Annotated in this window: 18 protein-coding genes and 1 pseudogene; 4 read left to right on the forward strand and 15 right to left on the reverse strand. The window is 73.6% G+C overall.

The genetic code is table 11. The features are described 5' to 3' along the window. Window positions 1–14: 14 nt before the first annotated feature. The 3 genes from ACIQFU_RS13900 to ACIQFU_RS13910 are packed head-to-tail and all read left to right on the forward strand — an operon-like array spanning window position 15 to window position 2,387. Window positions 15–908 carry a 3-keto-5-aminohexanoate cleavage protein gene (locus ACIQFU_RS13900; protein WP_402551311.1) on the forward strand — a complete coding sequence of 298 codons (894 nt, stop codon included), beginning with the start codon at window positions 15–17 and terminating at the stop codon, window positions 906–908. A 28-nt stretch (window positions 909–936) separates the two neighbouring features. Continuing rightward, a complete protein-coding gene (locus tag ACIQFU_RS13905) occupies window positions 937–1,911 on the forward strand; it encodes a 3-hydroxyacyl-CoA dehydrogenase NAD-binding domain-containing protein (RefSeq protein ID WP_402551312.1) in 975 nt (324 codons plus the stop codon). After that, window positions 1,908–2,387 carry a thioesterase family protein gene (locus ACIQFU_RS13910; RefSeq protein ID WP_402551313.1) on the forward strand — a complete coding sequence of 160 codons (480 nt, stop codon included), beginning with the start codon at window positions 1,908–1,910 and terminating at the stop codon, window positions 2,385–2,387. The genes ACIQFU_RS13905 and ACIQFU_RS13910 overlap by 4 nt, the downstream gene beginning before the upstream one ends. A gap of 49 nt (window positions 2,388–2,436) precedes the next feature. On the opposite strand, the gene ACIQFU_RS13915 is transcribed toward ACIQFU_RS13910, so the two are convergent. Together ACIQFU_RS13915 and ACIQFU_RS13920 are read right to left on the reverse strand one after the other, a co-directional pair. Then, window positions 2,437–3,588, reverse strand: coding sequence for an enolase C-terminal domain-like protein (locus tag ACIQFU_RS13915; protein WP_402551315.1), 1,152 nt, complete (start codon window positions 3,586–3,588; stop codon window positions 2,437–2,439). 127 nt (window positions 3,589–3,715) lie between these two features. Beyond that, entirely contained in the window at window positions 3,716–5,617 is a 1,902-nt protein-coding gene (locus ACIQFU_RS13920) for an ABC transporter ATP-binding protein (RefSeq protein ID WP_402551317.1), read from the reverse strand. A gap of 175 nt (window positions 5,618–5,792) precedes the next feature. Here ACIQFU_RS13920 and ACIQFU_RS13925 point away from each other — a divergent pair, with 175 nt between their 5' ends. Next, window positions 5,793–6,473: a GntR family transcriptional regulator gene (locus ACIQFU_RS13925; RefSeq protein ID WP_402551319.1), complete on the forward strand. Its 681-nt coding sequence runs from the start codon at window positions 5,793–5,795 to the stop codon at window positions 6,471–6,473. Here the strand turns inward: ACIQFU_RS13925 and ACIQFU_RS13930 are convergent. The 13 genes and pseudogenes from ACIQFU_RS13930 to ACIQFU_RS13990 form a co-directional block, all read right to left on the reverse strand. Further along, on the reverse strand, window positions 6,463–7,464 hold the full coding sequence (locus tag ACIQFU_RS13930; RefSeq protein ID WP_402551321.1) for a proline racemase family protein: 1,002 nt from the start codon (window positions 7,462–7,464) through the stop codon (window positions 6,463–6,465). The genes ACIQFU_RS13925 and ACIQFU_RS13930 overlap by 11 nt on opposite strands. Window positions 7,465–7,466: 2 nt before the next feature. Continuing rightward, a complete protein-coding gene (locus tag ACIQFU_RS13935; protein WP_402551323.1) occupies window positions 7,467–8,363 on the reverse strand; it encodes a dihydrodipicolinate synthase family protein in 897 nt (298 codons plus the stop codon). Continuing rightward, window positions 8,360–9,874, reverse strand: coding sequence for an NAD(P)/FAD-dependent oxidoreductase (locus tag ACIQFU_RS13940; protein WP_402551324.1), 1,515 nt, complete (start codon window positions 9,872–9,874; stop codon window positions 8,360–8,362). Before ACIQFU_RS13940 ends, ACIQFU_RS13935 begins: the two co-directional genes overlap by 4 nt. Beyond that, the gene (locus tag ACIQFU_RS13945; protein WP_402551326.1) at window positions 9,867–10,121 is read right to left on the reverse strand and encodes a (2Fe-2S)-binding protein; all 255 of its coding nucleotides are present in this window, start codon (window positions 10,119–10,121) and stop codon (window positions 9,867–9,869) included. The genes ACIQFU_RS13940 and ACIQFU_RS13945 overlap by 8 nt, the downstream gene beginning before the upstream one ends. Continuing rightward, window positions 10,118–11,287 carry an NAD(P)/FAD-dependent oxidoreductase gene (locus ACIQFU_RS13950; protein ID WP_402551328.1) on the reverse strand — a complete coding sequence of 390 codons (1,170 nt, stop codon included), beginning with the start codon at window positions 11,285–11,287 and terminating at the stop codon, window positions 10,118–10,120. The genes ACIQFU_RS13945 and ACIQFU_RS13950 overlap by 4 nt, the downstream gene beginning before the upstream one ends. Before the next feature lie 105 nt (window positions 11,288–11,392). Beyond that, window positions 11,393–12,694, reverse strand: a pseudogene (locus ACIQFU_RS13955) (SWIM zinc finger family protein); the annotation flags it as partial. 1,742 nt (window positions 12,695–14,436) lie between these two features. Further along, window positions 14,437–17,349, reverse strand: coding sequence for a DEAD/DEAH box helicase (locus ACIQFU_RS13960; RefSeq protein WP_402551330.1), 2,913 nt, complete (start codon window positions 17,347–17,349; stop codon window positions 14,437–14,439). Between the two features lie 115 nt (window positions 17,350–17,464). Beyond that, entirely contained in the window at window positions 17,465–18,046 is a 582-nt protein-coding gene (locus ACIQFU_RS13965) for a sugar kinase (protein ID WP_402551332.1), read from the reverse strand. Then, window positions 18,043–19,191 (reverse strand): ROK family glucokinase, encoded by a 1,149-nt coding sequence (locus ACIQFU_RS13970; RefSeq protein ID WP_402551334.1) that lies wholly within the window; start codon window positions 19,189–19,191, stop codon window positions 18,043–18,045. Before ACIQFU_RS13970 ends, ACIQFU_RS13965 begins: the two co-directional genes overlap by 4 nt. A gap of 140 nt (window positions 19,192–19,331) precedes the next feature. Further along, window positions 19,332–20,123, reverse strand: coding sequence for an ATP-binding cassette domain-containing protein (locus ACIQFU_RS13975; RefSeq protein ID WP_402551335.1), 792 nt, complete (start codon window positions 20,121–20,123; stop codon window positions 19,332–19,334). Further along, window positions 20,120–21,160 carry an ABC transporter permease gene (locus ACIQFU_RS13980; protein ID WP_402551337.1) on the reverse strand — a complete coding sequence of 347 codons (1,041 nt, stop codon included), beginning with the start codon at window positions 21,158–21,160 and terminating at the stop codon, window positions 20,120–20,122. Before ACIQFU_RS13980 ends, ACIQFU_RS13975 begins: the two co-directional genes overlap by 4 nt. Next, window positions 21,157–22,161, reverse strand: a complete 1,005-nt coding sequence (locus ACIQFU_RS13985; RefSeq protein WP_402551339.1) for a sugar ABC transporter substrate-binding protein — start codon at window positions 22,159–22,161, stop codon at window positions 21,157–21,159. The genes ACIQFU_RS13980 and ACIQFU_RS13985 overlap by 4 nt, the downstream gene beginning before the upstream one ends. Before the next feature lie 204 nt (window positions 22,162–22,365). Continuing rightward, window positions 22,366–23,103 carry a GntR family transcriptional regulator gene (locus ACIQFU_RS13990; protein WP_402551401.1) on the reverse strand — a complete coding sequence of 246 codons (738 nt, stop codon included), beginning with the start codon at window positions 23,101–23,103 and terminating at the stop codon, window positions 22,366–22,368. Window positions 23,104–23,159 lie beyond the last annotated feature (56 nt).

Consider the following 23,159-nt stretch of genomic DNA (forward strand, 5'->3'; position numbering starts at 1 on the left):
TCGGAGATCCCCGTATGCCCATGACCGAGAACGTCGTCATCACCTGTGCGCTCACCGGCGCCGGCGACACCGTCCGCAAGAGCCCCCACGTCCCCGTCACCCCGGAGCAGATAGCGAGGAACGCCGTGGAGGCGGCCGCCGCCGGGGCGGCCGTGGTCCACATCCACGTACGCGACCCGGAGACCGGCGCTCCCTCTCGCGACCCGAAGCTGTACCGGGAAGTCGTCGAACGCGTGAAGGAGACCGGCACCGACGTCGTCATCAACCTCACCGCCGGCATGGGCGGCGATCTGGTCGTCGACCCGGACGACCCGCTCACCCACCTGCCCGGCACCGACCTCGTCGGCGGTCTGGAACGCCTTCCGCACGTCGAGGACCTGCTTCCCGACATCTGCACACTGGACTGCGGCTCGCTCAACTTCGGCGACGGCTCGAACCTCTACGTCTCGACACCCGACATGCTGCGCGCGGGCGCGCGGCGCATCCAGGAGCTGGGCGTGCGGCCCGAGCTGGAGATCTTCGACACGGGTCAGCTCTGGTTCGCCAAGCAACTCCTCGCGGAGGGCCTGCTGGACGACCCGACCGTGTTCCAGCTGTGCATGGGCATCCCGTGGGGCGCGCCCGCGGACCCCGGAGTGCTCCAGTCGATGGTCAACATGCTGCCGGACGGGGCGCGTTGGGCGAGTTTCGCGCTCGGCCGGATGCAGATGCCGTGGGTCGCGCAGGCGATCCTGCTGGGCGGCCACGTCCGCGTGGGCCTGGAGGACAACCTGTACCTGGGCAAGGGCAACAAGGCGACCAACGCCCAGCTCGTCGAGCGGGCCGTGACCATCACCGAGTCGATCGGCGCACGTGTCGCGACCCCGGACGAGGCCCGCGCCACCCTCGGCCTCAAGCCGCGCAAGTGACCCGCCGCGACGACGAAGGATTCCTCTCATGACCTCACCCGAGACGACCTCGCCCGAGAACGTCCGCCGTGTCGCCTGTGTCGGCGCCGGCGTCATCGGCGGCGGCTGGGTCGCCCACTTCCTGGCGCGCGGCTACGACGTGACCGCCTGGGACCCCGCGCCCGACGCCGGGCACAGGCTGCGCCGCCTGGTCGACGCGGCATGGCCGGCCCTCACCTCCCTCGGCCTGGCCGAGGGCGCCTCCACCGACCGGCTGACCGTGGCCGACACCCTCGAACAGGCCGTGGCGGACGCCGAGTTCGTACAGGAGAGCGCGCCCGAGAAACTCGACCTCAAGCGTGATCTGCTGGCCCGGCTGGACGCGGCGACACCGCCCGGCGTCGTCATCGCCTCCTCGACCTCCGGCTATCCGATGACCGACATGCAGACGTCGGCCGCGGACCCCTCGCGCCTGGTCGTCGGCCACCCGTTCAACCCGCCCTACCTCATCCCGCTCGTGGAGGTCGCCGGCGGCGAGCGCACCGGCGCCGAAGCGGTCGCCCGGGCCGCCCGCTTCTACGAGGTCGCGGGCAAGTCCGTCATCACGATGGACAACGAGGTGCCCGGCTTCATCGCGAACCGCCTCCAGGAGGCCCTGTGGCGCGAGGCGCTGCACATGGTCGCGAACGGCGAGGCGACGGTCCGGGACATAGACCTGTCGATCACCGAGGGACCGGGACTTCGCTGGGCGGTGATGGGCCCGATGCTGACGTTCGCGCTCGCGGGCGGCGAGGGCGGCATGGCGCACATGCTGGACCACTTCGGCCCGTCCCTGAAGTCGCCGTGGACGCGGCTGGAAGCACCCGAGCTGGACAAGGAGTTGTACGACGCCGTGGTGGCGGGCTGCGACGAGGCGGCGGACGGCCGCTCCATGGCGGACCTGGTGGCCGAACGCGACCGCGGGGTCATCGACGTACTGCGCGCCACCGGCCGCCTGGACCGCGAGAAGGGCTCCTCCCGATGACCGGGCTTCCGCTGTTCCACAGCACGGTCCGCCCGGAGTGGATCGACTACAACGGCCATATGAGCGAGGCGTTCTACGTCCTCGTCTTCGGCCACGCCACGGACGCGCTGATGCTCGGGACCGGCCTGGACTCCGGCTACCGCGAGTCCACCGGCTGCTCCCTCTACACGGTCGAGTCCCACATCCGTTTCCTCCGGGACGTGCCCGAGGCCGCCCATCTGGCGCTCCGCACCAGGGTGCTGGGCGCGGCCGCCCGCAAGGCGCGCTTCGCGCACGAGATGTACGTGGTGGCCGAACCGCAGGCGGAACCGGCGCCCGGCGCGGCCCCGGTGGCGACGACCGAACTGCTCGCGGTCCACGTCGACCGGCGGGCGGGCCGGGCCGCCGAGTTCCCGGAGGCGGTCCGGCGCCGCCTCGCGGAGCTGACCGAACCCGCTCCGGACTGGGCGGGACGATCCGTCGCCGCCGTCTCCTGACCCGACGCGTCGTCCTGACACGGCACGTCGGGGCTGCGGCGGGCACCGGTCAGGCCGGTCGCGTACCGAGGACGCGGTAGGGCTCCGCGTCGGACCACTTGACGTCGAGGCCGAGTCCCGCACGGCCGGTGTCGGGGCGCAGGGCGCCGCCGTCGGGCGACAGGATGCCGTCGAACAGCAGCCGCTCGACGCGCACGTGGTCGTGGAAGTACTCCAGGTGCCGCAGCCGGCGCACGGCGCAGAAGGCGTGGGCGGAGATCGCCGGGGCGCAGTGCGCGGACAGGTCGACGTGCCGGACGCCCGAGAGACCGGCGATCTCCAGCACGCCGGTGATGCCGCCGCAGCGGGTGACGTCGGCCTGGAGGCAGTCGACGGCCGGACCGCTGGCGCCGTCCACGAGGTTGGCGAAGTCCTGGGCGGTGAACGCGTACTCCCCCGCGGCGATCTCCAGCCGTGCCGGACCCCGCTCGCGCAGCATCCGCAGGCCCTCCAGGTCCGCTGAGCCGACGGGCTCCTCGAACCAGCGGACATCCCACTCGTCGTGGAACCGCTGCGCCCAGTACAGGGCCTCCTTGCGGCCGAGGGCGCCGTTGGCGTCGGCGAACAGCTCCGGTGCGGCGCCGATCGCCTCGCGTACGGCGGTGAGGCGTTCGGCGTCGCGCTCCGGCTGCCGGGACGTCTTCAGCTTGACGCGGGGGATGCCCTGTGCGACCCATCCGGTGAGCTGGCCGGTGAGCCGGTCCAGGGAGTAGTTGGTGAAGCCGCCGCTGCCGTAGACGGGCACCCGGTCGTGGTGGGCCGGCAGGAGGTGGACCAGGGGGAGGTCCAGCAGTCGCGCCTTGAGGTCCCACAGCGCCACGTCGACGGCGGACAGGGCCATGGCCCCGACGCCGGGACGGCCCGCGTTGCGGATCCGCGCGGCCATCCGGTGGCTCAGCGCCGCCGGTGCGGCGATGCTCGCGCCCTCGATCACCGGGGCCAGCTTCGACTGCGCGAACGTGGCGGCGGAGACGTCGCCGTAGGTGTAGCCGAGGCCGGTCCTGCCGCCCGCGTGCACCCGGACGAGGACGAGGGTCGTGGCGTCCCACTCCAGGGTGCCGTCCTGCTCCCTGCCGTCGGGGCCGTCGGTGGGGATCTCGAAGGCGTGCACGTCGACCGCGTCGACCGTGCACGCGTCGACGGAGTCGGCGACCTGGGTCATGGGGCTCTCCTGAGCGGGTGGGAGGGACACTCTCGGAGTGCCTTCCCCGACCGCCGGCAAACCGGACGGCGCTCACTCGTTCGGTTGCCCGGCCGGCCGGGGTCGCGGTGCGCGCCCCGGGCGACCGTCACGGCACCGGCACCGGGTCGGCCGGTCCGTGCGGATCGCCGGGGCGGGGGTCCGCGGCCGGGCCTCCGGGACCGGCCTTGGCAACAGGGTCGCGGGGCGCCGACTCCGTGCTCTCGCCGAGGAAGCCTCCCGACTGGTGCCGCCACAGCCGGGCGTAGGCGCCGTCCGCCGCGAGCAGCTTCTCGTGGCTTCCCTGCTCGACGACGCGTCCGCGGTCGAGGACGACGAGGCGGTCCATGCCGGCGACGGTGCTCAGGCGGTGGGCGACCACGAGGGCCGTACGGCCGTCCATCAGCCGCCACAGGGCGTCCTGGACGAGGAGTTCGCTCTCCGAGTCCAGCGCGCTGGTCGCCTCGTCGAGCAGCAGGATCGGGGCGTCGCGCAGGATGGCCCGGGCGAGGGCGACGCGCTGGCGCTGACCGCCCGAGAGTTTCACTCCCCGCTCCCCCACCAGCGTGGCGAAACCGTCGGGGAGCTGCTCGGCGAACTCCGTGACGTGTGCGGCCGCGGCGGCCGCGTGGATCTCCTCGTCGGTGGCGTCCGGCCGGGCGAAGGCGATGTTGTCCCGCAGGCTGCGGTGGAACATGGCCGGTTCCTGCGGGACGTAGGCGATCAGGGAGCGCAGGTCGGTCTGGCGCAGGCGGCTGATGTCCTGGCCGCCGATCAGGACGCGTCCGCGGTCGATGTCCGACATCCGCAGCAGGAGCCGGGTGAGCGTGGTCTTGCCGCCGCCCGACCTGCCGACCAGGCCGATCCGCGCACCCGCGGGCACGTCCAGGTCGAGTCCCCGGAAGATCGGCTCGGCCCCCGTGTGGGCGAAGGTCACGGCCTCGAAGCGGACGCCGGTGTCCCGCGGCGCGAGCGGTTCGGGTTCGTCGGCGTCCAGCACGGTGGGCGGGTCGAGGAGCAGCTCGGTGAACTGCGCGGCCTCGGTCATGGAGCTTTCGAGACGCCGGTAGATCTGGTTGAACTCGAACATGATCTGGGTGGCGTTGGAGTAGTAGGTGAAGGCGACGACGAGCTCCTCGACCCCCAGGCCCGGACCGCCGAAGGCGAGGACGATCAGCAGGCCCAGCACGTTGGTCAGTACGGACATGGGCGCGATCAGGGTGTCGACGCGCAGGTTGCCGTAGTCCCACGACCTCAGCGTCAGGCGCCGGGACTCCGCGACCCGGCTGCGGTGTTCGCCGCCCTCCCGCCGCTCGGCCGCGAACGCCCGGACGGTCTCCATGTTCATGAGGCTGTCGGCGACATGGCCGGAGACCCGGGCGATCGCCGCCTCCCGGTCGTCGACGAGCCGCTGCCGGCGGCGGATCAGCGGTGTCGCCGCCGTCACCGTCAGCGCGATCATCACGAACAGGCCGACGACGAGCATCGGTTCGTAGGCCCACAGCACGACGGCGCCGAAGACCAGGGGGACGAGGCTGCCCACGATCCGGTACGTCACCGTGTCGACGAAGTCCTCGAAGCGCTTGCCGAAGCTGAGCACGCGTTTGGTCAGTGAGCCGGCGAAGTTGTCGTGGAAGAACGCTGCGTCCTTGGCGAGGAGTTCGTCCATGCCGCGCACGTACAGGTGCTCCATGCCGAGCGCGTCCACCCGGTTCAGGCAGTGCTGCCCGACCCGCCACACGGCCTCGGCGAGCAGCAGCGTCACGCCGAAACCCAGCACGTACGGCAGCGCCCGGCCGAGGGTCGGACCGCCGTCGTCGGCCGCCTGCCCGGCCAGCTTGGCGATCAGCAGAGGCGCGACGTAGCGGATTCCGATGTTGCCCACGGCCGGCAGCAGCAGTGCGGGCAGCGCGAGCCTGCGCAGTCGCAGCAGTTCCTGGCCGTAGTGGCGCAGCGCCAGGACGACCGCGCTCCTGCCCGGCGCCGGTCCCCGTGTATCCGTTGTCCCCATCACACTCCCGGTGGTTCGGAAGTCGGAAGTCTCCCGTCGAACGGGGTTCACAGTCCAGGCATTTAAGGCGGACCGTCGAGAACCGGACATGGGCGGGCGCGCACCGCTCCGGCCGTCTGCGCAACGTGACATTGTATGGTGAGGCCCCGTTTGCCGGTCGGACGCAGGAGCACGGATGCCGCATCTCAAGTCCCAGGCGATCTCCGTCCAGACCCATCTGCGCGACCAGGTCGCCAACGCGCTCCGGGCCGCTCTCATCGCGGGCGACCTGCGTCCCGGCGTCGTCTACTCCGCCCCCACCCTGGCCGCCGAACTGGGCGTGTCCGCCACTCCGGTGCGCGAGGCCATGCTGGACCTGGCCAGGGAGGGCCTGGTCGAGGCGGTGCGCAACAAGGGGTTCCGCGTCACGGAGATGACCGAACGGGACCTCGACGAGTTCACCGAGATCCGCACCCTGATCGAGGTGCCCACCGTGGCACGCGTCGCCGCGACCGCGACCGCGCGGCAGTTGGAGGCGCTGCGGCCGCTGGCGCAGCAGATCGTCACCGCGGCCAGGGAGCACGACGTCCTCAAGTACCTCGAAGCCGATCACCGGTTCCACCTGGAGCTGCTGGCCCTGGCCGGCAACCAGCATCTCGTCGAGGTGGTGGCCGACCTGCGCAAGCGTTCGCGCCTGTTCGGGCTGGGCAGTCTGAACGAGACGGGGCGGCTGGTCGCTTCCGCCCAGGAGCACGTCGAACTGCTCGACCTGATGGTGGCCGGTCGCGGCGGCGAGGCCGAGGAGTGCATGCGACGGCATCTCGCGCATGTGCGCACCCTGTGGGCGGACGGCGCCGCCCCGTCCCTCAGAGGGTGAAGCCCGCCGGGTAGGGGTCCGTGGGATCGAGCAGGTACTGCGCGGTGCCGGTGATCCAGGCGCGGCCGGTGACGGAGGGCAGGACGGCCGGGCGCTCCCCGACCGTCGTCTCCCCCAGGATCCGGCCGACGAACCGGGAGCCGATGAACGACTCGTTGACGAAGTCCCGGCCGGCCGGCAGCAGACCGCGGGCGTGCAGCTGTGCCATCCGGGCGCTGGTGCCCGTGCCGCAGGGCGACCTGTCGAACCATCCCGGGTGGATCGCCATGGCGTGCCGGGAGTGCTCCGCGGTCGATCCCGGGGCTTCGAGGTAGACGTGGTGGCAGACGTCGATCTGCGGGTGCTCCGGGTGGGACACCGGGTTCTGCTTGTTGATCGCGTCCATGACGGCCAGACCGGCGTCGAGCAGCCGCTGCTTGTGTGCCCGCTCGAAGGGGATGCCGAGGTCGTCGGTGCGGACGAAGGCGTAGAAGTTGCCGCCGTAGGCGATGTCGTAACGCACCTGTCCGTGGCCGGGGACGTCGACGGCCTGGTCGAGTGCGTGACAGTACGACGCCACGTTCTCCAGGGTCACCGACTCGGCGTGGCCCTCGCGCACCCGCACCCGGGCCGTGACGAGTCCGGCCGGTGTGTCCAGCCGGACGACGGTCTCCGGCTCGGTCACCTCGACCATGCCGGTCTCGACGAGGACCGTCGCGACGCCGATGGTCCCGTGCCCGCACATCGGCAGGCAGCCGGAGACCTCGATGAAGAGCACGCCGTAGTCGGCGTCGGGACGGGTCGGCGGCTGCAGGATCGCCCCGGACATCGAGGCGTGCCCGCGCGGTTCGCACATGAGGAGGGTACGCAGGTGGTCGCGTTCGGCGACGAAGCGCTGCCGTCGCTCGAACATCGTCGCGCCGGGGAGGACGCCCACTCCTCCGGTGATCACGCGGGTGGGCATGCCCTCGGTGTGCGAGTCGACGGCGTGGTAGCAGACCGTCGAGCGCATCGTCAGTTCACCCCGGTGTCGACGAGGGCCTGGGTGGCGGCGCGCACGGCGGCCTCCGTCTCCGGGCCCAGCGGCTGTCGCGGCGGCCGGCAGACACCGCCGCGGCGACCGGTCAGCTCCTGGCCGAGCTTGATGGCCTGGACGAACTCCGTCTTGCTGTCCCACCGCAGCACCGGGTGCAGTCGGCGGTAGAGCGGCAGGGCCGTCTCCAGGTCGCCCCCGACGGACGCCTCGTACAGCGCGAGGCAGGCGCGGGGGAAGACCTGCGGGTATCCGGCGACCCAGCCCTTGGCGCCGGCCAGGGCCACCTCCAGGACGGTGTCGTCGGTGCCGATCATGAGGTCGAGGCCGGGGGCCAGTTCGGCGATCTCGTAACAGCGCCGGACGTCGCCGGAGAACTCCTTGACCCCCACGACGAATCCTTCGGCGTGCAGCTTGGCCAGCAGGTCGGGGCGCAGGTCCACCTTGGTGTCGATGGGGTTGTTGTACGCGGTGACGGGCAGACCGGCCGAGGCGACCAGTTCGAAGTGCTCGAGGACCGCGCGGTCGTCGGCGCGGTAGGCGTTGGGCGGCAGGCACATGACCGCCTGGCAGCCCGCGTCCTTGGCGAACTGCGCGTGCCGCCTGGCCTCCCTGCCGCCGTAGGCGCCGACGCCCGGCATGACGGTGAACCCCTCGGGGGCGTTCGCGACGGCCGTCTCCACGACGCGGTCGCGCTCCTCGTGGGTGAGGGTCTGGTACTCGCCCAGCGAGCCGTTGGGCGCGACACCGTGCATGCCCTGCTCGGCGAGGTGGGCGACGCTCTCGCCGTAGGCGCCGAAGTCGACCGAGAGGTCGTCGTGGAACGGCAGGCTGGTCGCCACGATGACGCCGTGCCAGGGCTTGCGGGTCTCGCTCATGAACACTCCTTGTCGGTTTCGCCGTTGTCCTTCGGTGCTGTGGGTGCCGTGGGTGCTGCCGGCGCCGTCGGCTCTTGGTCGAGGTCGGCGAGCGCGCCGAGGGTGACGGGCGTCGCGACGAGTCGTTCGGCGGGCTCGTAGGCCCGCCCCCGCGCCGTGAGGCAGTGCACGGCGGGTCCGCACATCCGCCCCTGGCACCAGCCCATGCCGGCCCGGGTCAGCTGCTTGACCTGCCGGTGGTCGTGCGCGCCGTCGGCGCGGGCGGCCCGGACGGCTCCCGCGGTCACCTCCTCGCAGCGGCACACGACGGTCTCGTCGGTGAGCCACGCGGACCACGCGGGAGGAATCGGGTGGGCCAGCGCCACCGCCCGGGCGAAGGCGCGTTGCCTGGCCGCCGCCGAACGCACCGCGGCCAGGCGCCCGTTCACCGCCCGGGATGCGGCGCCGGAGCCAACGCCCGAGCCGGCGCCCGAGTCGGCGAGCACCGAGTACGCGGCCAGCCGGCCCTCGTGCACGGCGAGCGCCGCACCGCCCACACCGCAGGTCTCCCCCGCGGCGTAGAGACCGGCGACGGTGGTGCGCTGCCCCCCGTCGACGGCGACCACCGCGTTGCCGTCGGCCGAGTCCGCGAGGGCGCAGCCGAGGGGCACGAGCAGGTCGAGCTGGGGTGCGAAGCCCCAGCCGACACCGACGGCATCGGCCTCGACGCGTCGCTCCGTACCCGGGCGCGGGCTGCCGTCCGGTGTCAGGGAGGCGATCCGCACCGACGTCACGCGTTCGTCTCCGTCCGCGCCGACGATCGCCGTGCGCGTACGGACCGGGACGCGGTGGCGCGCGAGCGTGGCGGCGTACCCGGCTCCCTCCGCCCACTTGCCCGGGTTGCGCAGCAGTGGTCCGGGGTGTCGCAGCCAGGCCCGCGGTCGGGCCGCCTCGCACACCGCGACGACCTCGACGCCGCGCGCGGCGAGAGCGGCGGCCACCGGCAGCAGGAACGGTCCGGTGCCGCCCAGTGCCACGCGGCTCCCGGCGGCGACCCCGCCGCCCTTGAGCAGTGCCTGCAGACCGCCGACGGTCAGGACGCCGGGCAGGTCCCAACCGGGGAAGGGCAGTTGACGGTCGTAGGCGCCGGTGGCCACGAGAAGCCTCGGCGCGCGCAGGACGGCCGCGGTCTCCCGCGGCGCGTCGCGGCGGTCGGCCACGTGGAGGGCGAAACCGTTCTCCTCGCGGACGGCGGACCACGCGTGGTGTTCCAGGCGCAGGTCGAGCCGGCCCGCCGCGCGGTGCGCCGGCAACGCCTCGCACAGGGCGCGGTATTCACCCAGTCCGTGGTGCAGGTCCCCGGTGGGAAGGGCGGCCCGCGCGTGCTCCGGCGGGTGCCGCCAGAACTGGCCGCCGACGGCGGCTCCGGAGTCCACCAGTACGACGCGCAGTCCGCCGGCCAGCGCGGTGGCCGCCGCGGCCAGGCCGGCCGGGCCCGCGCCGACGACGAGGAGGTCCGCCGGCTCACTCATCGTCGTCCTCCCGCGTCGTGACGGTCATGCCCGGCCGGGCGCGCACCATGCAGGCGCGCTGCCCGCCGGCTCCGTCGATCGTCACGAGGCAGTCGAAGCAGACGCCGATGCCGCAGAAGACGCCGCGCGGACGGTGCCCGACGCGGGTGGTGCGCCAGGCGACCCGGCCGACGGCGACGAGGGCCGCGGCGACGGTCTGTCCCTCGACGAACGGCAGGGGTTCGCCGTCGACGGCGATCTCGCTCACTGGGGCGCACCTCCGGGGGTGGTGAGGAAGCGGTCGGGGAGAAGACCGGTGTGCGCGGCCGGATCGGCGCCGCGCCAGGGGCGGCCGAGCAGGTGGGCCGTCACCAGCGCGCCGGTCGCGGCGGCGAGGCCGATGCCCGCACCCTCGTGCCCGCAGGCGTGGACGACGCCCGGCGCCCGCGGGTCGGGGCCGACGACGGGCAGATGATCGGGGCAGTACGGACGGAATCCGCGGTAGGCGCGCATCAGATGGGCTCCGCGCAGGAAGGGGAAGAGCCGGCACGCCTGCGCGGCGAGCCTGGTGACCACTGCGGTGTTCATCGTCGTGTCGAAGCCGACGCGTTCCCTGCTGGCGCCGACGAGGATCGTGCCGCCGCGGGTGCCCTCCACGACGCAGGAGGTCTCCAGTCCGGCGTCGGAGGAGGCGACATTGGCTACGTAGTCGGCGGAGTAGACCTTGTGCCGGACCATCGGCGGCAGCGGTTCGGTCACCAGGACGAAGCCGCGGCGCGGCAGCACCTCGATCGGCGCGCCGAGACGCCGGCCGACCTCGCCGCCCCAGGTGCCGGCGGCGTTGACGACGGCGTCGGCGGGCAGTGCGTCACCGGCGCTCGTCCGTACGCCGGTGACGTGGCCGTCCCGGCCGGTCACCGCGCCGGCGACCTCGCCCGTGTGGAAGCGCGCGCCGCGCCGTACGGCGGCTCGCAGCAGCGCGGCCGCCGCCAGCACCGGCTGCACCTGCGCGTCCTGCGGGTAGTGGACGCCTCCGGGGATCCCGGGCGCGAGGTGGGGTTCCAGGTCCCGCACCCGGTCGACCGGCTCGACGCGGACGCCGGCCGCCTCCTGCCGGGCGGCGAACTCGCCGAGCGCGGTGAGGCTTTCGGCACTGCTCGCGACGACCAGGCCGCCCTTGGGCTCGAGTTCGAGGGAGTCGGGGCCGAGCTCCCGCCCTGCCTCCTCCCACAGGGTGCGGCTCAGCTGCGCCAGGACGAGTTCGGGGCCGGGTTCCTTGTCGGAGAGGAGGACGTTGCCCTCTCCGCGGCTCGTCGTCCCGGCGCCGACGGGTCCGCGGTCGGTGACCGTGACGTCCAGGCCCGCCGAGGCGGCGTGGAAGGCACAGGCGGCGCCGACGACTCCCGCGCCCACGACGACGACCTTGAGGGTCAACCGGCTCCTCCTCCATGCGCCACACCACTCTGTGCAATGTCACATGCCATGGGTGAGGCTATCCATCCGGTCGACGGAAGACAACGCCCCCTTCGTACCGGGGAGTCAGAGATCGACTCGGGTGCCCAGGCCGGTCAGGGCGCCGACCGGGTCGAGGTCGGGGGTGCCGCGCGGCCACCAGTCCTCGCGGCCGGGCTCCGACTCGTAGGCGTACCAGAGGCCCGACCGGCCGAGTCTGAGCTGGACATGGCCCCGGGGGTGGGTGAGGCGGTTGCGCCAGGGACGGAAGGCGGGGAGGTCGGCGGCGAGCAGCAGGGGGCGGGCGCGGTCGAAACGGCCGGCCGGCGGGTCCCACGGCTCCTCCAGGACGTCGAGGCCGTCCGGCCCGCCCTGCCGCCAGGCGGCCACGGCCCGCGCCAGCTCCGCCGTGTCCCGCCCGGTGGCCGAGACGAGGGACGCGTAGAGCGCGCGGGTGCCCGCGGTGAGTCCTGAACCGGGGCGCGCCGCGGCGAGACGGACTGCGTCCTGCCACAGCGTCAGCCCGCCGACGAGGTCGCGCCCGGTGGTGAGCAGGGCGTGGGCGCGGGCGGCCGCGTCGGTGGCGAGCTGGTCCAGGGCGAACGGGTCGGGACCGCCGGGGGCGGCCGGGTAGGCCGGTGGCTGTTCGGGGTGCGGGGGCGCGGGCAGCGGCGCCGGGAGGGGCGGCAGGGTGCGCCGGGCCAGTGCCTCACCGGCCCGGACTCCGGGCAGCGGCGCCGGGCCCCGGTCCTGGGCGGCGCGGGCCGCGCGGGCCGCGTTGCGCCGGGACAGGGCGTCGAGCAGCTCGCGTTCGCCCCGGCCGCGCAGCAGCAGGAGCACGAAGGGGTCGGCGTCGAGCAGACGTGCCGTCTGGTAGCAGAGGGCGGCGGCGTGCTTGCAGGGGTGCCCGGAGTCGGGGCAGCTGCACTGCGGGCTGAGGTCGCCGGGGCCGGGGAGCAGCGGGACGCCCCGGTCCGCGAGGTCGGCCAGGGAGTGGGGGAGTTCCTTGTCGAGGAGGGCGGCGATGTGTCCGGGCCGTTCGACGGCGGCGTCCAGGAACCGGTCCCAGTCGGCGTCGCCGAGCGTCCGCAGCCGCACCTGCACGCGGTACGGCCGGGCGCGGTTGCCCTGTACGTAGGCGAGGACCAGCCCGGGCGTCACGGTGATGGCGTCCACGTGACCCCGCTCGGCGTATCCGCGCCCGCGTCCCAGCCTCGCGGCGTCCAGGGCGCCCTCCTCCAGCGCGGTCACCCACGCGTTGCCCCACCACGTCCCGGCGAGACCCTCGTCCGCGGACTTCCGGGACGGGAGCGCGGGGAAGGTGCGCCGCAGTTCGCCGTCACGGTCCGGGGCCGCCATCGAGCGGGGGGTACGGGGTTGCGCGGGCGGTGCGGAGCGTGCGACGTCCCGGCCTCGCGCCGCCGACGGGTGCGCCGCATCTCGTGGATGCCGCGAGTGTCCCGGCCGACCGGGGCCGGACCCCGGGCGCTCGGGGGCCGCGTCGTGCGGGGCGTGTCCAGGCTCCCCGGGGCCGGACGGCGGACCACCGGAGCCCGCCGCGCGCGGGGCGTGTTCGGACTCCCCCAGTCCCGACGCCGAACCACCGGAGCCCGCCGCGCGCGGGGCGTGTTCGGACTCCTCGACACCGGTCGGCGAACCCTCGAAGCCCGCCACGCGCGGGGCACCCCCCGACTCTTCGGGACCGAACGGCAAACCACCAGAACCCGCCGCATGCGGAGCACCCCCCGACTCCCCCACGCCCAACGGCAAACCACCAGAGCCCGCCGCGCGCGGGGCACCCCCCAACTCCTCGATACCGAACGGCAAACCACCAGAACCCGCCGCATGCGGAGCACCCCCCGACTCCCCCACGCCCGACGCCGGACCATCGAGGCCCGCCAGGTGCAGGGCACCCCCCGGCCGGCCGGCGCCAGGTGCCGCATCCTCGGTGCTTGCTGTGTCCCCGACACGCCCCGGTCTCCCGGAGCCGGCCGACCCGTCCTCGCTATTCGCCGCGCCCTCAACGCGCCCCGACTCACCGAAGCCGGGTGCCCCACCCCCGGCGATCGCCGCGCGCCCAGCACGTCCCGACCGTCCGAGGGCAGCAGACCCGCCCTCGACATTCGCCGCGCCCCCAACGCGCCCCGACTCACCGAAGCCGGGTGCCCCACCCCCGGCGATCGCCGCGCGCCCAGCACGTCCCGACCGTCCGGGGGCAGTGGACCCGTCCTCGACATTCGCCGCGCCCCCGACCGGCCCCGACCACGCGGAGCCGGCTGTCCCGCCCTCGGCACTCGCCGAGTCCCCGGCGTCGGGAGAGACGGCGGGCCCGATGAAGGGATCCGCGCCGGGCGACATGCCCGGCTCCCGGTACGTGTCCTCCCGGGATGCGCCGGCGAGACCACCGGCCGGCCTCTCGGCAGCCGGGGCCTCTCCAGCGGGCTGAGCCTCCCCCGCGGGCGGAGCCTCGCCGGCGGCCGGGGCGTCCCCGGGCGGGTCCGTCTCCGGGGGCAGCCGGAAAGCGTCCGCGACGAAATCCCGTACGGCGCGGGCGCGGGCGTCGGCGGTGCCCGCGCCGCCCGTCCGGCGCCGACCGGCCGCCGGACGGGACGTCCGCCGTGCGCTCGCCGCGCTCCTGCCCGACGCGCGCCCGCTCGCGGCCTCCGCCTTCGCCTGCCGGCGAGCCGCCCGCAGCGCCTCGCGTGCCGCGTCGCCCGGTCGGCCGTCGCCCCCGTCGGCGGAGCCGGGGAGGCCGGCCGGCCCGGTCGTGCCGTCGGACCTGTCCGCGTTCCCGTCCGCGGCTTTCGGCGCCCCGCCGGCCTCCGGAACCCCACCCCCCGAGGAATCTCCCCGACCTGTCGAATCCGCCGGGTCCCCGGGATCTTCCGGGCGCGACGGAGCGCCGGGGACATCGAGGGCGTCGGAGCCGTCCACGGGGGTGCCCGCCCCGGCACGCCGTGCGGTCCGTGCGGTCCGTGCGCTGCGCAGCGCGGCGCGGGCGATGTCCCCGGGGCGGGGCTCGGGGTGCGCGGACGGCGCCGCCGCCCCGCGCTCCCCGTCCGCGCCCGCTCCCTCGCCGCGCTCGCGCGCCTCCCGCAGGGCGCGGCGGGCCTGGTCGGCGGGCCGGGGGGTCATGACGGCCTCCGCAGGGAGACGAGGTCGGACAGCTCGCGCGAGGTCAGCTCGGTGAGGGCCGACTCGCCGGAGCCGAGGATCGCGTCGGCCAGGGCCCTCTTGGACTGGAGCATCTCGGCGATGCGGTCCTCGACCGTACCCTCGGTGATGAGCCGGTGGACCTGGACCGGCTGGGTCTGGCCGATGCGGTAGGCGCGGTCGGTGGCCTGTTCCTCCACGGCCGGGTTCCACCAGCGGTCGAAGTGCACGACGTGGCCGGCGCGGGTGAGGTTGAGTCCGGTGCCGGCGGCCTTCAGGGACAGGACGAGGACGGGGGTCGCCCCGCTCTGGAAGCGGTCCACCATCCGCTCGCGCTCCGGCACCGGCGTGCCCCCGTGCAGCAGGTCGACCGGGACCGCGCGGGCGGCCAGGTGCGAGGTGATGAGGCGGGCCATGCCCACGTACTGCGTGAAGACCAGTGCCGAGCCGTCCTCCGCGAGCACGGTGTCCAGCAGCTCGTCCAGCAGGGCGAGTTTGCCCGAGCGGGCGGTCATCCGGTCGGTCCCGCCCGCCGGGTGCTCCTCCTTCAGGAACAGCGCGGGGTGGTCGCAGATCTGCTTGAGCGAGGTCAGCAGCTTGAGGACGAGGCCGCGGCGGCCCATGCCCTCGGCCTCCTCGATGGCGAGCATCGACTCGCGCACCACCGCCTCGTAGAGCGCGGCCTGTTCGCGGGTGAGCGGAACGGGGTGGTCCGTCTCGGTCTTCGGCGGCAGCTCCGGGACGATGCCCGGGTCGGACTTCCTGCGGCGCAGCAGGAAGGGGCGGATGAGCCGGGCGAGGCGCTCCACGGCCCGGTCGTCCTCGCCGTTCTCCACCGCGCGCGCGTGCCGGGAGCGGAAGGACTTCAGGGGGCCGAGCAGTCCGGGGGTGGTCCAGTCGAGCAGTGCCCACAGCTCGGAGAGGTTGTTCTCCACGGGTGTGCCGGTCAGGGCCACCCGCGCCGGGGACGGAATCGTGCGCAGGGCCTTCGCCGTCGCCGAGTACGGGTTCTTCACGTGCTGGGCCTCGTCCGCGACGACCATGCCCCAGGGCCGCTCGGCCAGGGTCGTGGCGGCGGACCGCATCGTGCCGTAGGTGGTGAGGACGAAGCCGCCGGTCAGGTCGTCGAGGGTGCGGTCGGGGCCGTGGAAGCGGCGGACGGGGACGCCGGGGGCGAACCGCTCGATCTCCCGCTGCCAGTTGCCCAGGAGGGAGGCCGGGCAGACGACCAGGGTCGGTTCGGTGTGGGCCCGCTTCAGGTGCAGGGCGATGACGGTGACGGTCTTGCCGAGGCCCATGTCGTCGGCGAGGCAGCCGCCGAGGCCGAGCGAGGTCATCAGGTCGAGCCAGGCCAGGCCGCGCAGCTGGTAGTCGCGGAGGGTTGCGTGCAGGCCGGGCGGAGGCTCGGCGGGGCGCACGCCCGCCGTGAGCCGGTCGCGCAGGGCGGCCAGCGCGCCGACGGGCACCACGTCGACGGTCTCGCCGTCGGCATCGGCGCTGCCGGTGAGGGCGACGGAGAGGGCGTCGACCGGGTCGAGCAGGCCGAGGTCGCGCTTGCGGGCCCGGCGGACGAGCGCCGGGTCGACCAGCACCCACCGGTCGCGGAGCCGGACGACCGGGCGGTGGGCCTCCGCGAGGGTGTCCATCTCGGCCTCGGTGAGCGGGTCGCCGCCGATCGCCAGCTGCCAGCGGAACTGGAGCAGGTCCTCGCTCTCGAAGAAGCCCGTGCCGTCGGTCGCCGAACCGGGCGCGGTCCTGACCACCGCGGTCGCGGTGAGGTCCTGGGCCAGGTCGCGGGGCCAGTGCACGGCGACACCCGCGGCGGCGAGCCGGCCGGCCGCCACGCCCAGCAGGTCGGTGACCTCCTCCTCGGACAGGGCGAGTACGTCGGGGACGTCCTGCTCGGTGAGCCGGTCCACCGGCGGCCAGACCCGCGCCGCGCGCCGCACCGCGAGAGCGGCGTCCACACGCGCGCGGGGACCGAACGACGCGTCGGCCGTCCCCGACCACAGGTCCGCGGCGTCGGCCACGAGGGTGGGGTCGGCGAGGCTGTGCACCTGGACGACCGCCGCGCCCGCGTTGCGCACCGCCGCGTCGCCGTCCCCGCCCGCGCCGGAGTCCGCGTCCCGGTCGAACAGGTCGTACGCGGACAGGTCGAGGCGCAGCGAGATCCGCACGCCCGCGTCCATGCCCGCGGCGACCTCCGCCGCCCAGTCGTGGGCGTCGGTCAGGCGCTGGGCCTCGCGGGCGGCGAACGGGCGGCCCGAGGCGTGGGGCGCGGCCGGCGTACGGGGCAGGGTGTCGGCGACCGCGTCCAGGAAGGCGCGGATCAGCGCTTCCGGCTCCGGCAGCCGGATCGCTCCCGGGCCGTCGAGCGGGACCGCGTGGCCCTCCGGGGGCAGGGCGGCGGCCACGGCCCTCAGGTGCGCGACGTCGTCGGGGTCGAGCGGGCCGGCCCGCCAGGCGTCGTGCCCGGTCGCGGTCAGGCCGGGCAGCAGCCGGCCGCGCACGGTGAGCCGCAGGGCGTGCAGGGCCGCCGCGCCCCAGCAGGCGGTGGCCGGGTGGGCGGCCGGGTCGTGCCGGGCCCGCACCAGGAGGGGCAGCGCCTCGGCGAGCGGCAGCGAGACGGCGGACGTGGTCCCGCGGCGCACCCCGGAGCCGTGGGGCCGCACGACGGTCAGCTCCGTCGGCTCGACGCGCCGCTCGCCGTCCACGGACCGCTCGCCCTCCACGAGCCGGTCGCCGTCGGCCGGCCCACCGTCGGGGTCCCAGAAGGCGATCCGTCCCTCGCGCGGGAGCGGTGCGGGCAGGAAGACGGCCGCGAGCCGGGCCGGAACGGACGCCGCCGGCTCCTCGGCCCGCACCGCCTCCGCCAAGGCCGTGTCGCCCATACGTCCTGTCACCTCCCGCCCGTCTGCCAGATCGGATGTCTTCGACTCTACGGGCGGGCTCTGACAATCGGCTCTGCCATCGGCCCCAGCGGCCTGCCGCCGGGCCCCGGCGGCGCTACGGAACGGTGTGCGAGACGACGTAGACCATCGGGTAGTCCGGGTTGTCCATGTTCACGACGACGTCCTGGGTCGGCGCCGGGTCCGCCTGCTCGTTGACAACGCCCCACCAGGAGCCGGACCCGCCGAACTCCCAGCCGGTGACCCGCTGGGCGCGGTCGCTGATCGCGATCTTGTCCTTCTTCAGTGCGTCCCGGTCGACGCCCAGCCCCGCCAGGAAGACGTCGAGACCGGCGCCGGTGGTCTCGAACTGGACGTAGAGCCGGCTGGTCTTCCAGTTGTTCGTCTCGTAGTACGCGACCTCGTCGGACGGGACCGGGACGGGCACCTCGTAGATGCGGCGCTGCAACTTGGACGGCCAGCCGTCGGTCATGCCGGTCGCCGCGTACTTCGCCTCCTTGTCCCGGCCGCTGTCGCGGCTCTGGCCGGCGGAGATGGCGAGGTAGCCGGCCGGGACGCCGATGAGCAGCACGATGATGATCAGCGTGAGCGCCCGGCGGCGGATCATGTGCCGGCGGTCCTCGCCCGGCGGTCCGGGCTCCTCCGGGGACGCCGCCTGCTGCGGCAGGGTCTCCGTCACGACGACTCCCCGGCCGAGCGGCGGGCCTCGGCGTACCGTTCGTAGCGCTCGTAGCGTTCCACGCGGCGCCGCTTGGCGCGGCGGAAGCGGCGGGCGACCAGCCGGGACAGGTCGGCGGCACCCACCATGCCGGCCTCGGGCCCGAGCTGGGCGCGGACGATACGGGCCTCGGGGCGGTAGCCGCGGCCGGTGAGCTGGCGCTTGAAGGCGTCGCGCGCGGGGCCGATCAGCAGGTCGTCGGCGGCGCTGACCCCGCCGCCGATCACGAAGCAGGACGGGTCGAGGGCGGCGGCGAGATTGGCGATGCCGACGCCGAGCCACTGCCCGATGTCCTGGAGCAGCTCGACGCACATGGCGTCGCCGTCGCGCGCCAGCTCGGTGATCATCGGGCCGGTGATGTCGCCGATGCTGCCCTTGACGTGCTCGATGATCCCGTACGCCACCGGCGAGTCGGCGGCGGCCAGTTCGCGAGCCTCCCTGACCAGGGCGTTCCCCGAGCTGTACTGCTCCCAGCAGCCGCGGTTGCCGCACGGGCAGCGGTGTCCGCCAGGGACGACCTGCATGTGCCCGAACTCGCCGGCGACGCCGTACTTGCCGCGCTTGACCTGTCCGTCCTCCAGGATCGCGCCGCCGATGCCGGTGCCCAGGGTGATCATGACGAGGTGGTCCTCGCCGCGGCCGGCGCCGAAGCGCCACTCGGCCCAGGCGGCGGTGTTGGCGTCGTTGTCCACCAGGACGGGCACGGCGAGCCGGCCGGCGATGCGGTCGCGCAGCGGTTCGTTGCGCCAGGACAGGTGGGGGGCGAACAGCACGCGGTTGCGGTCGGCGTCGACCCAGCCGGCCGCGCCGATGCCCACGGCGTGCACGTCGTGCCGGTCGGAGAGGTCCAGGACCAGTTCGACGATCGTGTCCTCGACGACCTTGGGGCTCTTGGACTTGTCCGGGGTCTCCGTGCGGAGCTTCTCCAGGATGTTGCCGTCGGCGTCGACGACACCCGCCATGACCTTCGTGCCGCCGATGTCGATGCCGACCGTGGGCACGCGGGGTGCCGTGAGGTGCGAGCGGCGTTCCCTCGTGCCCACGGTGCGCAGGACGGGGGCGCGGCGGGAGCCGATGGGGGCGGTGAAGTCGCGGTAGGTGCTCATCGGGTGCGATTGTGCCGCACGCTCACGCTGGGTGCCGAATGGGACAGGGGCGGGGTGGTGACCTTGTTCGCCGAGTGCGGGTGCGTTGTGGCTGGTCGCGCCCGCGCGGCGGAGCCGCAAATCAGCACAGCCCCGCGCCCCTAGCGGCGTTCCAGTTCGTGGCGTAGATCGTCCAGCTCCGTTCCGCCTGCCATCTGCGTCGTCAGCTCGTCCAGCGTGATGTCCTCCCGCTCGTGGTTGCCGACCATCGTGCCCCTCTTCAGCAGCACGAACCGGTCGCCCACCAGGTACGCGTGGTGTGGGTTGTGGGTGATCAGCACGACACCCAGGCCCTGGTCACGTGCCGCCGCCACGTACTTCAGGACCACACCCGACTGCTTCACGCCCAGCGCCGCCGTCGGTTCGTCCAGGACCAGCACCTTCGCGCCGAAGTACACCGCGCGGGCGATGGCCACGCACTGGCGTTCGCCGCCGGAGAGGGTGCCGATGGGCTGGTCGACGTCGCGCAGGTCGATGCCCATGCGCAGGAGTTCCGCGTGGGTGGTGCGGCGCATGTGCTCGACGTCCATGCGTTTGAACGGGGCGACGCCCTTGCGCGGCTCGGAGCCGAGGAAGAAGTTGCGCCAGACCGGCATGAGCGGGACGACGGCCAGGTCCTGGTAGACGGTGGCGATGCCGCGGTCCAGGGCCTCGCGCGGGGAGGACAGACGGGTCTCCTCGCCGTCGAGGGCGAGGGTGCCGCCGTCGTGCTGGTGCAGTCCGGCGACGATCTTGATGAGGGTGGACTTGCCCGCCCCGTTGTCGCCCAGGACGCAGGTGATCTCCCCGGCGTGGACCTCCAGGGACACGCCTTCGAGGGCGCGTACGTTGCCGTAGTTCTTGCTGACGTCGGACAGTTCGACGAGCGCCGTACGGCTCTGGGTCCCGGTCACTTGGCGGCCTCCGCGCGCTTGCGGACCCAGGCGTTGAGCAGGGTCGCGAGGAGCAGCATCGCTCCGAGGAAGAACTTGAACCAGTCGGGGTTCCACTCGGCGAAGACGATGCCCTTGCTGGTCATGCCGAAGATGAACGCGCCGACCGCGGACCCGACGGCGCTGCCGTAGCCGCCGGTGATCAGGCAGCCGCCGATGACGGCCGCGATGATGTAGATCAGCTCGTTGCCGACGCCCTCGCCGGACTGGACGACGTCGTAGGAGAAGAGCAGGTGCTGGCCGGAGATCCAGGCCCCCAAACCCACGCCCATGTAGAGGCCGATCTTGGTCCTGGTGACCGGGACGCCCACCGCGCGCGCGGCGTCCTGGTTGCCGCCGACCGCGAAGATCCAGTTGCCGGCGCGGGTGCGCAGCAGGATCCAGCTGGCGACGGCGACCAAGGCGAGCCACCACAGGATGGTCACCTTGAAGCCGACGCCGCCGACGGTGATCGTCGAGGCGAAGACGTCGTGGGCGGAGGGGAAGCCCTCCATGTCGGCGATGGACTTGGTGGACACGGTGCCGTCGATGAGCTTGGTGAAGCCCAGGTTCAGGCCGGTCAGCATGAGGAACGTGCCGAGCGTGATGATGAAGCTGGGGAGCTTGGTGCGGGTGAGCATGAAGCCGTTGAAGGCGCCGATCGCCAGGGTGACCAGCAGCGACACGCCGACGCCGACCCAGACGTCGGCGGTCGTCTGGTAGCTGAACATCGACGACACCAGGGCCGACGAGGTGACCATGACGCCCGCGGACAGGTCGAACTCGCCGCCGATCATCAGCAGCGCCACCGGGACGGCCATGATGCCGATCGTGGAGGCGGCGTAGAGCACCGTGCTGAGGCTGGAGGCGCGCAGGAAGCTGTCGGCGAAGAACGCGAAGAAGACGAAGACGGCGACCGCGCCGACGACGGAACCCAGCTCGGGGCGGCCCATGAGTTTGCGCAGGGCAGAGGTCCGCAGCAGCCGTTCGTCGGCCTCCTTGACCTGTGTGGCGTTCATCGCGTGCCCCGCTTCGTGTACTCGGCGAGCGCGGCGGCGTCGTCCTTGGTGATGATCTGCGGGCCGGTGAGCACCGGGCGGCCGCCGCCGAGGACGTCGGCGTTGTACTTGTACAGCCACAGCAGGTCGACGGCCTCGTAGCCCTGGAGGTAGGGCTGCTGGTCGACGGCGAAGCCGAGGGTGCCGTCCTCCAGTCCGGCGGCCACCTTGGCGTTGAGGTCGAAGGTGTCGATCTCGGCCTTGCTGCCCGCGCCCTGCTTGGCCTTGACGGCGGTGTCGGCGTAGGGGGCGCCGAGGGTGACCACGGCGTCGACGGACTTGTCGGTCTGGAGCTTGGCCTCGATGGCGGACTGCACGTCCGGCATGCTGGTGCCGTTGACGTAGAGCCGCTGGACCTTGCCGTCGAAGGTCTTCTCCACTCCGTCGCAGCGCTGCTCGTGGCCGACGTTGCCCTGCTCGTGGAGCACGCAGATCGCCTGCTTGCGGCCCCGCTCGTCGAGCTCCTCGCCCACGGCCTCGCCGGCGACGGTCTCGTCCTGGCCGACGTGGGTGAGGGCGCCGAACTGCTTGGACTCCTCGGAGCCGGAGTTCACCGTGATCACCGGGATGCCCGCCTTGTGCGCGCGGGCGAGGGCGGACTTCATCGCGTCGGGCTTGGCGAGCGTGACGACGATGCCGTCGACCTTCTTGTCGATGGCGGCGTCCACGAGCTGGGCCTGCTGCTGGGCCTCGTCGTCGTGGGAGTACAGGAAGTTGATGTTGTCCTTGACGGCGGCCTGCTCGGCGCCGCTCTGGACGATGTCCCAGAAGGTGTCTCCGTCGCCCGAGTGGGTGATCATCGCGAAGGTCCAGCGCGGGGTGTTCACCGCCGCCCTGCCCTCCGCCGACGCGGCCTTGCGGGCGTCCTCGGCGCGCTTGCCGCCGGTACTGCTGCAGCCGGCCAGGGACACCGACAGTGCCCCTGCCAGCGCGATGCCCACCCATGTCCGAAACCGTGCCACGAGGCCGTGCCCTTCTTGCTGTGCCGTGCTGTGCGTGCGGGGCACTCCAGGCCCCGGCCGGGTTCTGGAAACCCCAAACGCCCCATTGTCCGACACACAAGCGGAGCGCTCGCCTCCGGGGATCGGCCGACGGTCACATTGTCCGGACATTGCGACGAACCCGCACGGCGGGCGCCGCCGGTGGGCGCCGCCGGGCAGCCCCGATCAGGACCGCACGAGCAGCTGGAACTCGAAGGAGTAGCGTGACGGCCGGTAGGTGTGGGTGCCGAACTCGACCGCGCGTCCCGTGTCGTCGAAGGTGGCGCGCTCCATGGTGAGCAGCGGGGCGCCCGGCTCCTCGCCGAGCCGCTCGGCCTCGCCGTCGGTGGCGGCGCGGGCGCCGATGGTCTGACGGGCGCTGTGCAGGGTGATCCCGGCGGCGCGCATCAGCCGGTAGAGGCCGGTGGCCTCCAGCTGTGCGGTGTCCAGGTCGAGGAGGCCGGGCGGCAGGTAGTTGCACATGTACGCCATCGGCTCCCCGTGCGTCAGCCGCAGCCGTTCGACGCGGTGCACCTCGCTCTCCTCGGCCACGCCGAGCGCGGCGGCGACCGCTGCGGTCGCGGGGACGACGGTGTTGACCAGGACCTTCGTGGCCGGGCGCTGTCCTGCCGCCTCCAGGTCGTCGAAGAGGCTGCTGAGCTCCAGCGGGCGCCGGACCTTGCTGTGCACGACCTGGGTGCCGACTCCCCGGCGGCGCACGAGCAGGCCCTTGTCGACCAGAGACTGGATGGCCTGGCGGACGGTGGGCCGGGACAGACCGAGCCGCGCGGCCAGCTCGATCTCGTTGCCGAGCAGGCTGCCGGGGGTCAGCGCGCCGTGCTCGATCGACGCCTCCAGCTGCTGCGACAGCTGGAAGTACAGCGGCACGGGGCTGCCGCGATCCACGCTGAGGTCCAGCGCCACGGTCGGATCCACTTCTGGTTTCGGCACGCGCCGAGCGTAGCTCCGTGCGCAGGTGA

Source organism: Streptomyces sp. NPDC093065 (genome assembly GCF_044754585.1).
In the GTDB taxonomy this organism is placed as follows: Bacteria; Actinomycetota; Actinomycetes; order Streptomycetales; family Streptomycetaceae; genus Streptomyces.

Coding starts and splice junctions, on each gene's coding strand:
- ACIQFU_RS13900 (WP_402551311.1), top strand. CDS start 15: ATGCCCATGACCGAGAACGTCGTCATCACCTGTGCGCTCACCGGCGCC.
- ACIQFU_RS13905 (WP_402551312.1), top strand. CDS start 937: ATGACCTCACCCGAGACGACCTCGCCCGAGAACGTCCGCCGTGTCGCC.
- ACIQFU_RS13910 (WP_402551313.1), top strand. CDS start 1,908: ATGACCGGGCTTCCGCTGTTCCACAGCACGGTCCGCCCGGAGTGGATC.
- ACIQFU_RS13915 (WP_402551315.1), bottom strand. CDS start 3,588: ATGACCCAGGTCGCCGACTCCGTCGACGCGTGCACGGTCGACGCGGTC.
- ACIQFU_RS13920 (WP_402551317.1), bottom strand. CDS start 5,617: ATGGGGACAACGGATACACGGGGACCGGCGCCGGGCAGGAGCGCGGTC.
- ACIQFU_RS13925 (WP_402551319.1), top strand. CDS start 5,793: ATGCCGCATCTCAAGTCCCAGGCGATCTCCGTCCAGACCCATCTGCGC.
- ACIQFU_RS13930 (WP_402551321.1), bottom strand. CDS start 7,464: ATGCGCTCGACGGTCTGCTACCACGCCGTCGACTCGCACACCGAGGGC.
- ACIQFU_RS13935 (WP_402551323.1), bottom strand. CDS start 8,363: ATGAGCGAGACCCGCAAGCCCTGGCACGGCGTCATCGTGGCGACCAGC.
- ACIQFU_RS13940 (WP_402551324.1), bottom strand. CDS start 9,874: ATGAGTGAGCCGGCGGACCTCCTCGTCGTCGGCGCGGGCCCGGCCGGC.
- ACIQFU_RS13960 (WP_402551330.1), bottom strand. CDS start 17,349: ATGGGCGACACGGCCTTGGCGGAGGCGGTGCGGGCCGAGGAGCCGGCG.
- ACIQFU_RS13970 (WP_402551334.1), bottom strand. CDS start 19,191: ATGAGCACCTACCGCGACTTCACCGCCCCCATCGGCTCCCGCCGCGCC.
- ACIQFU_RS13980 (WP_402551337.1), bottom strand. CDS start 21,160: ATGAACGCCACACAGGTCAAGGAGGCCGACGAACGGCTGCTGCGGACC.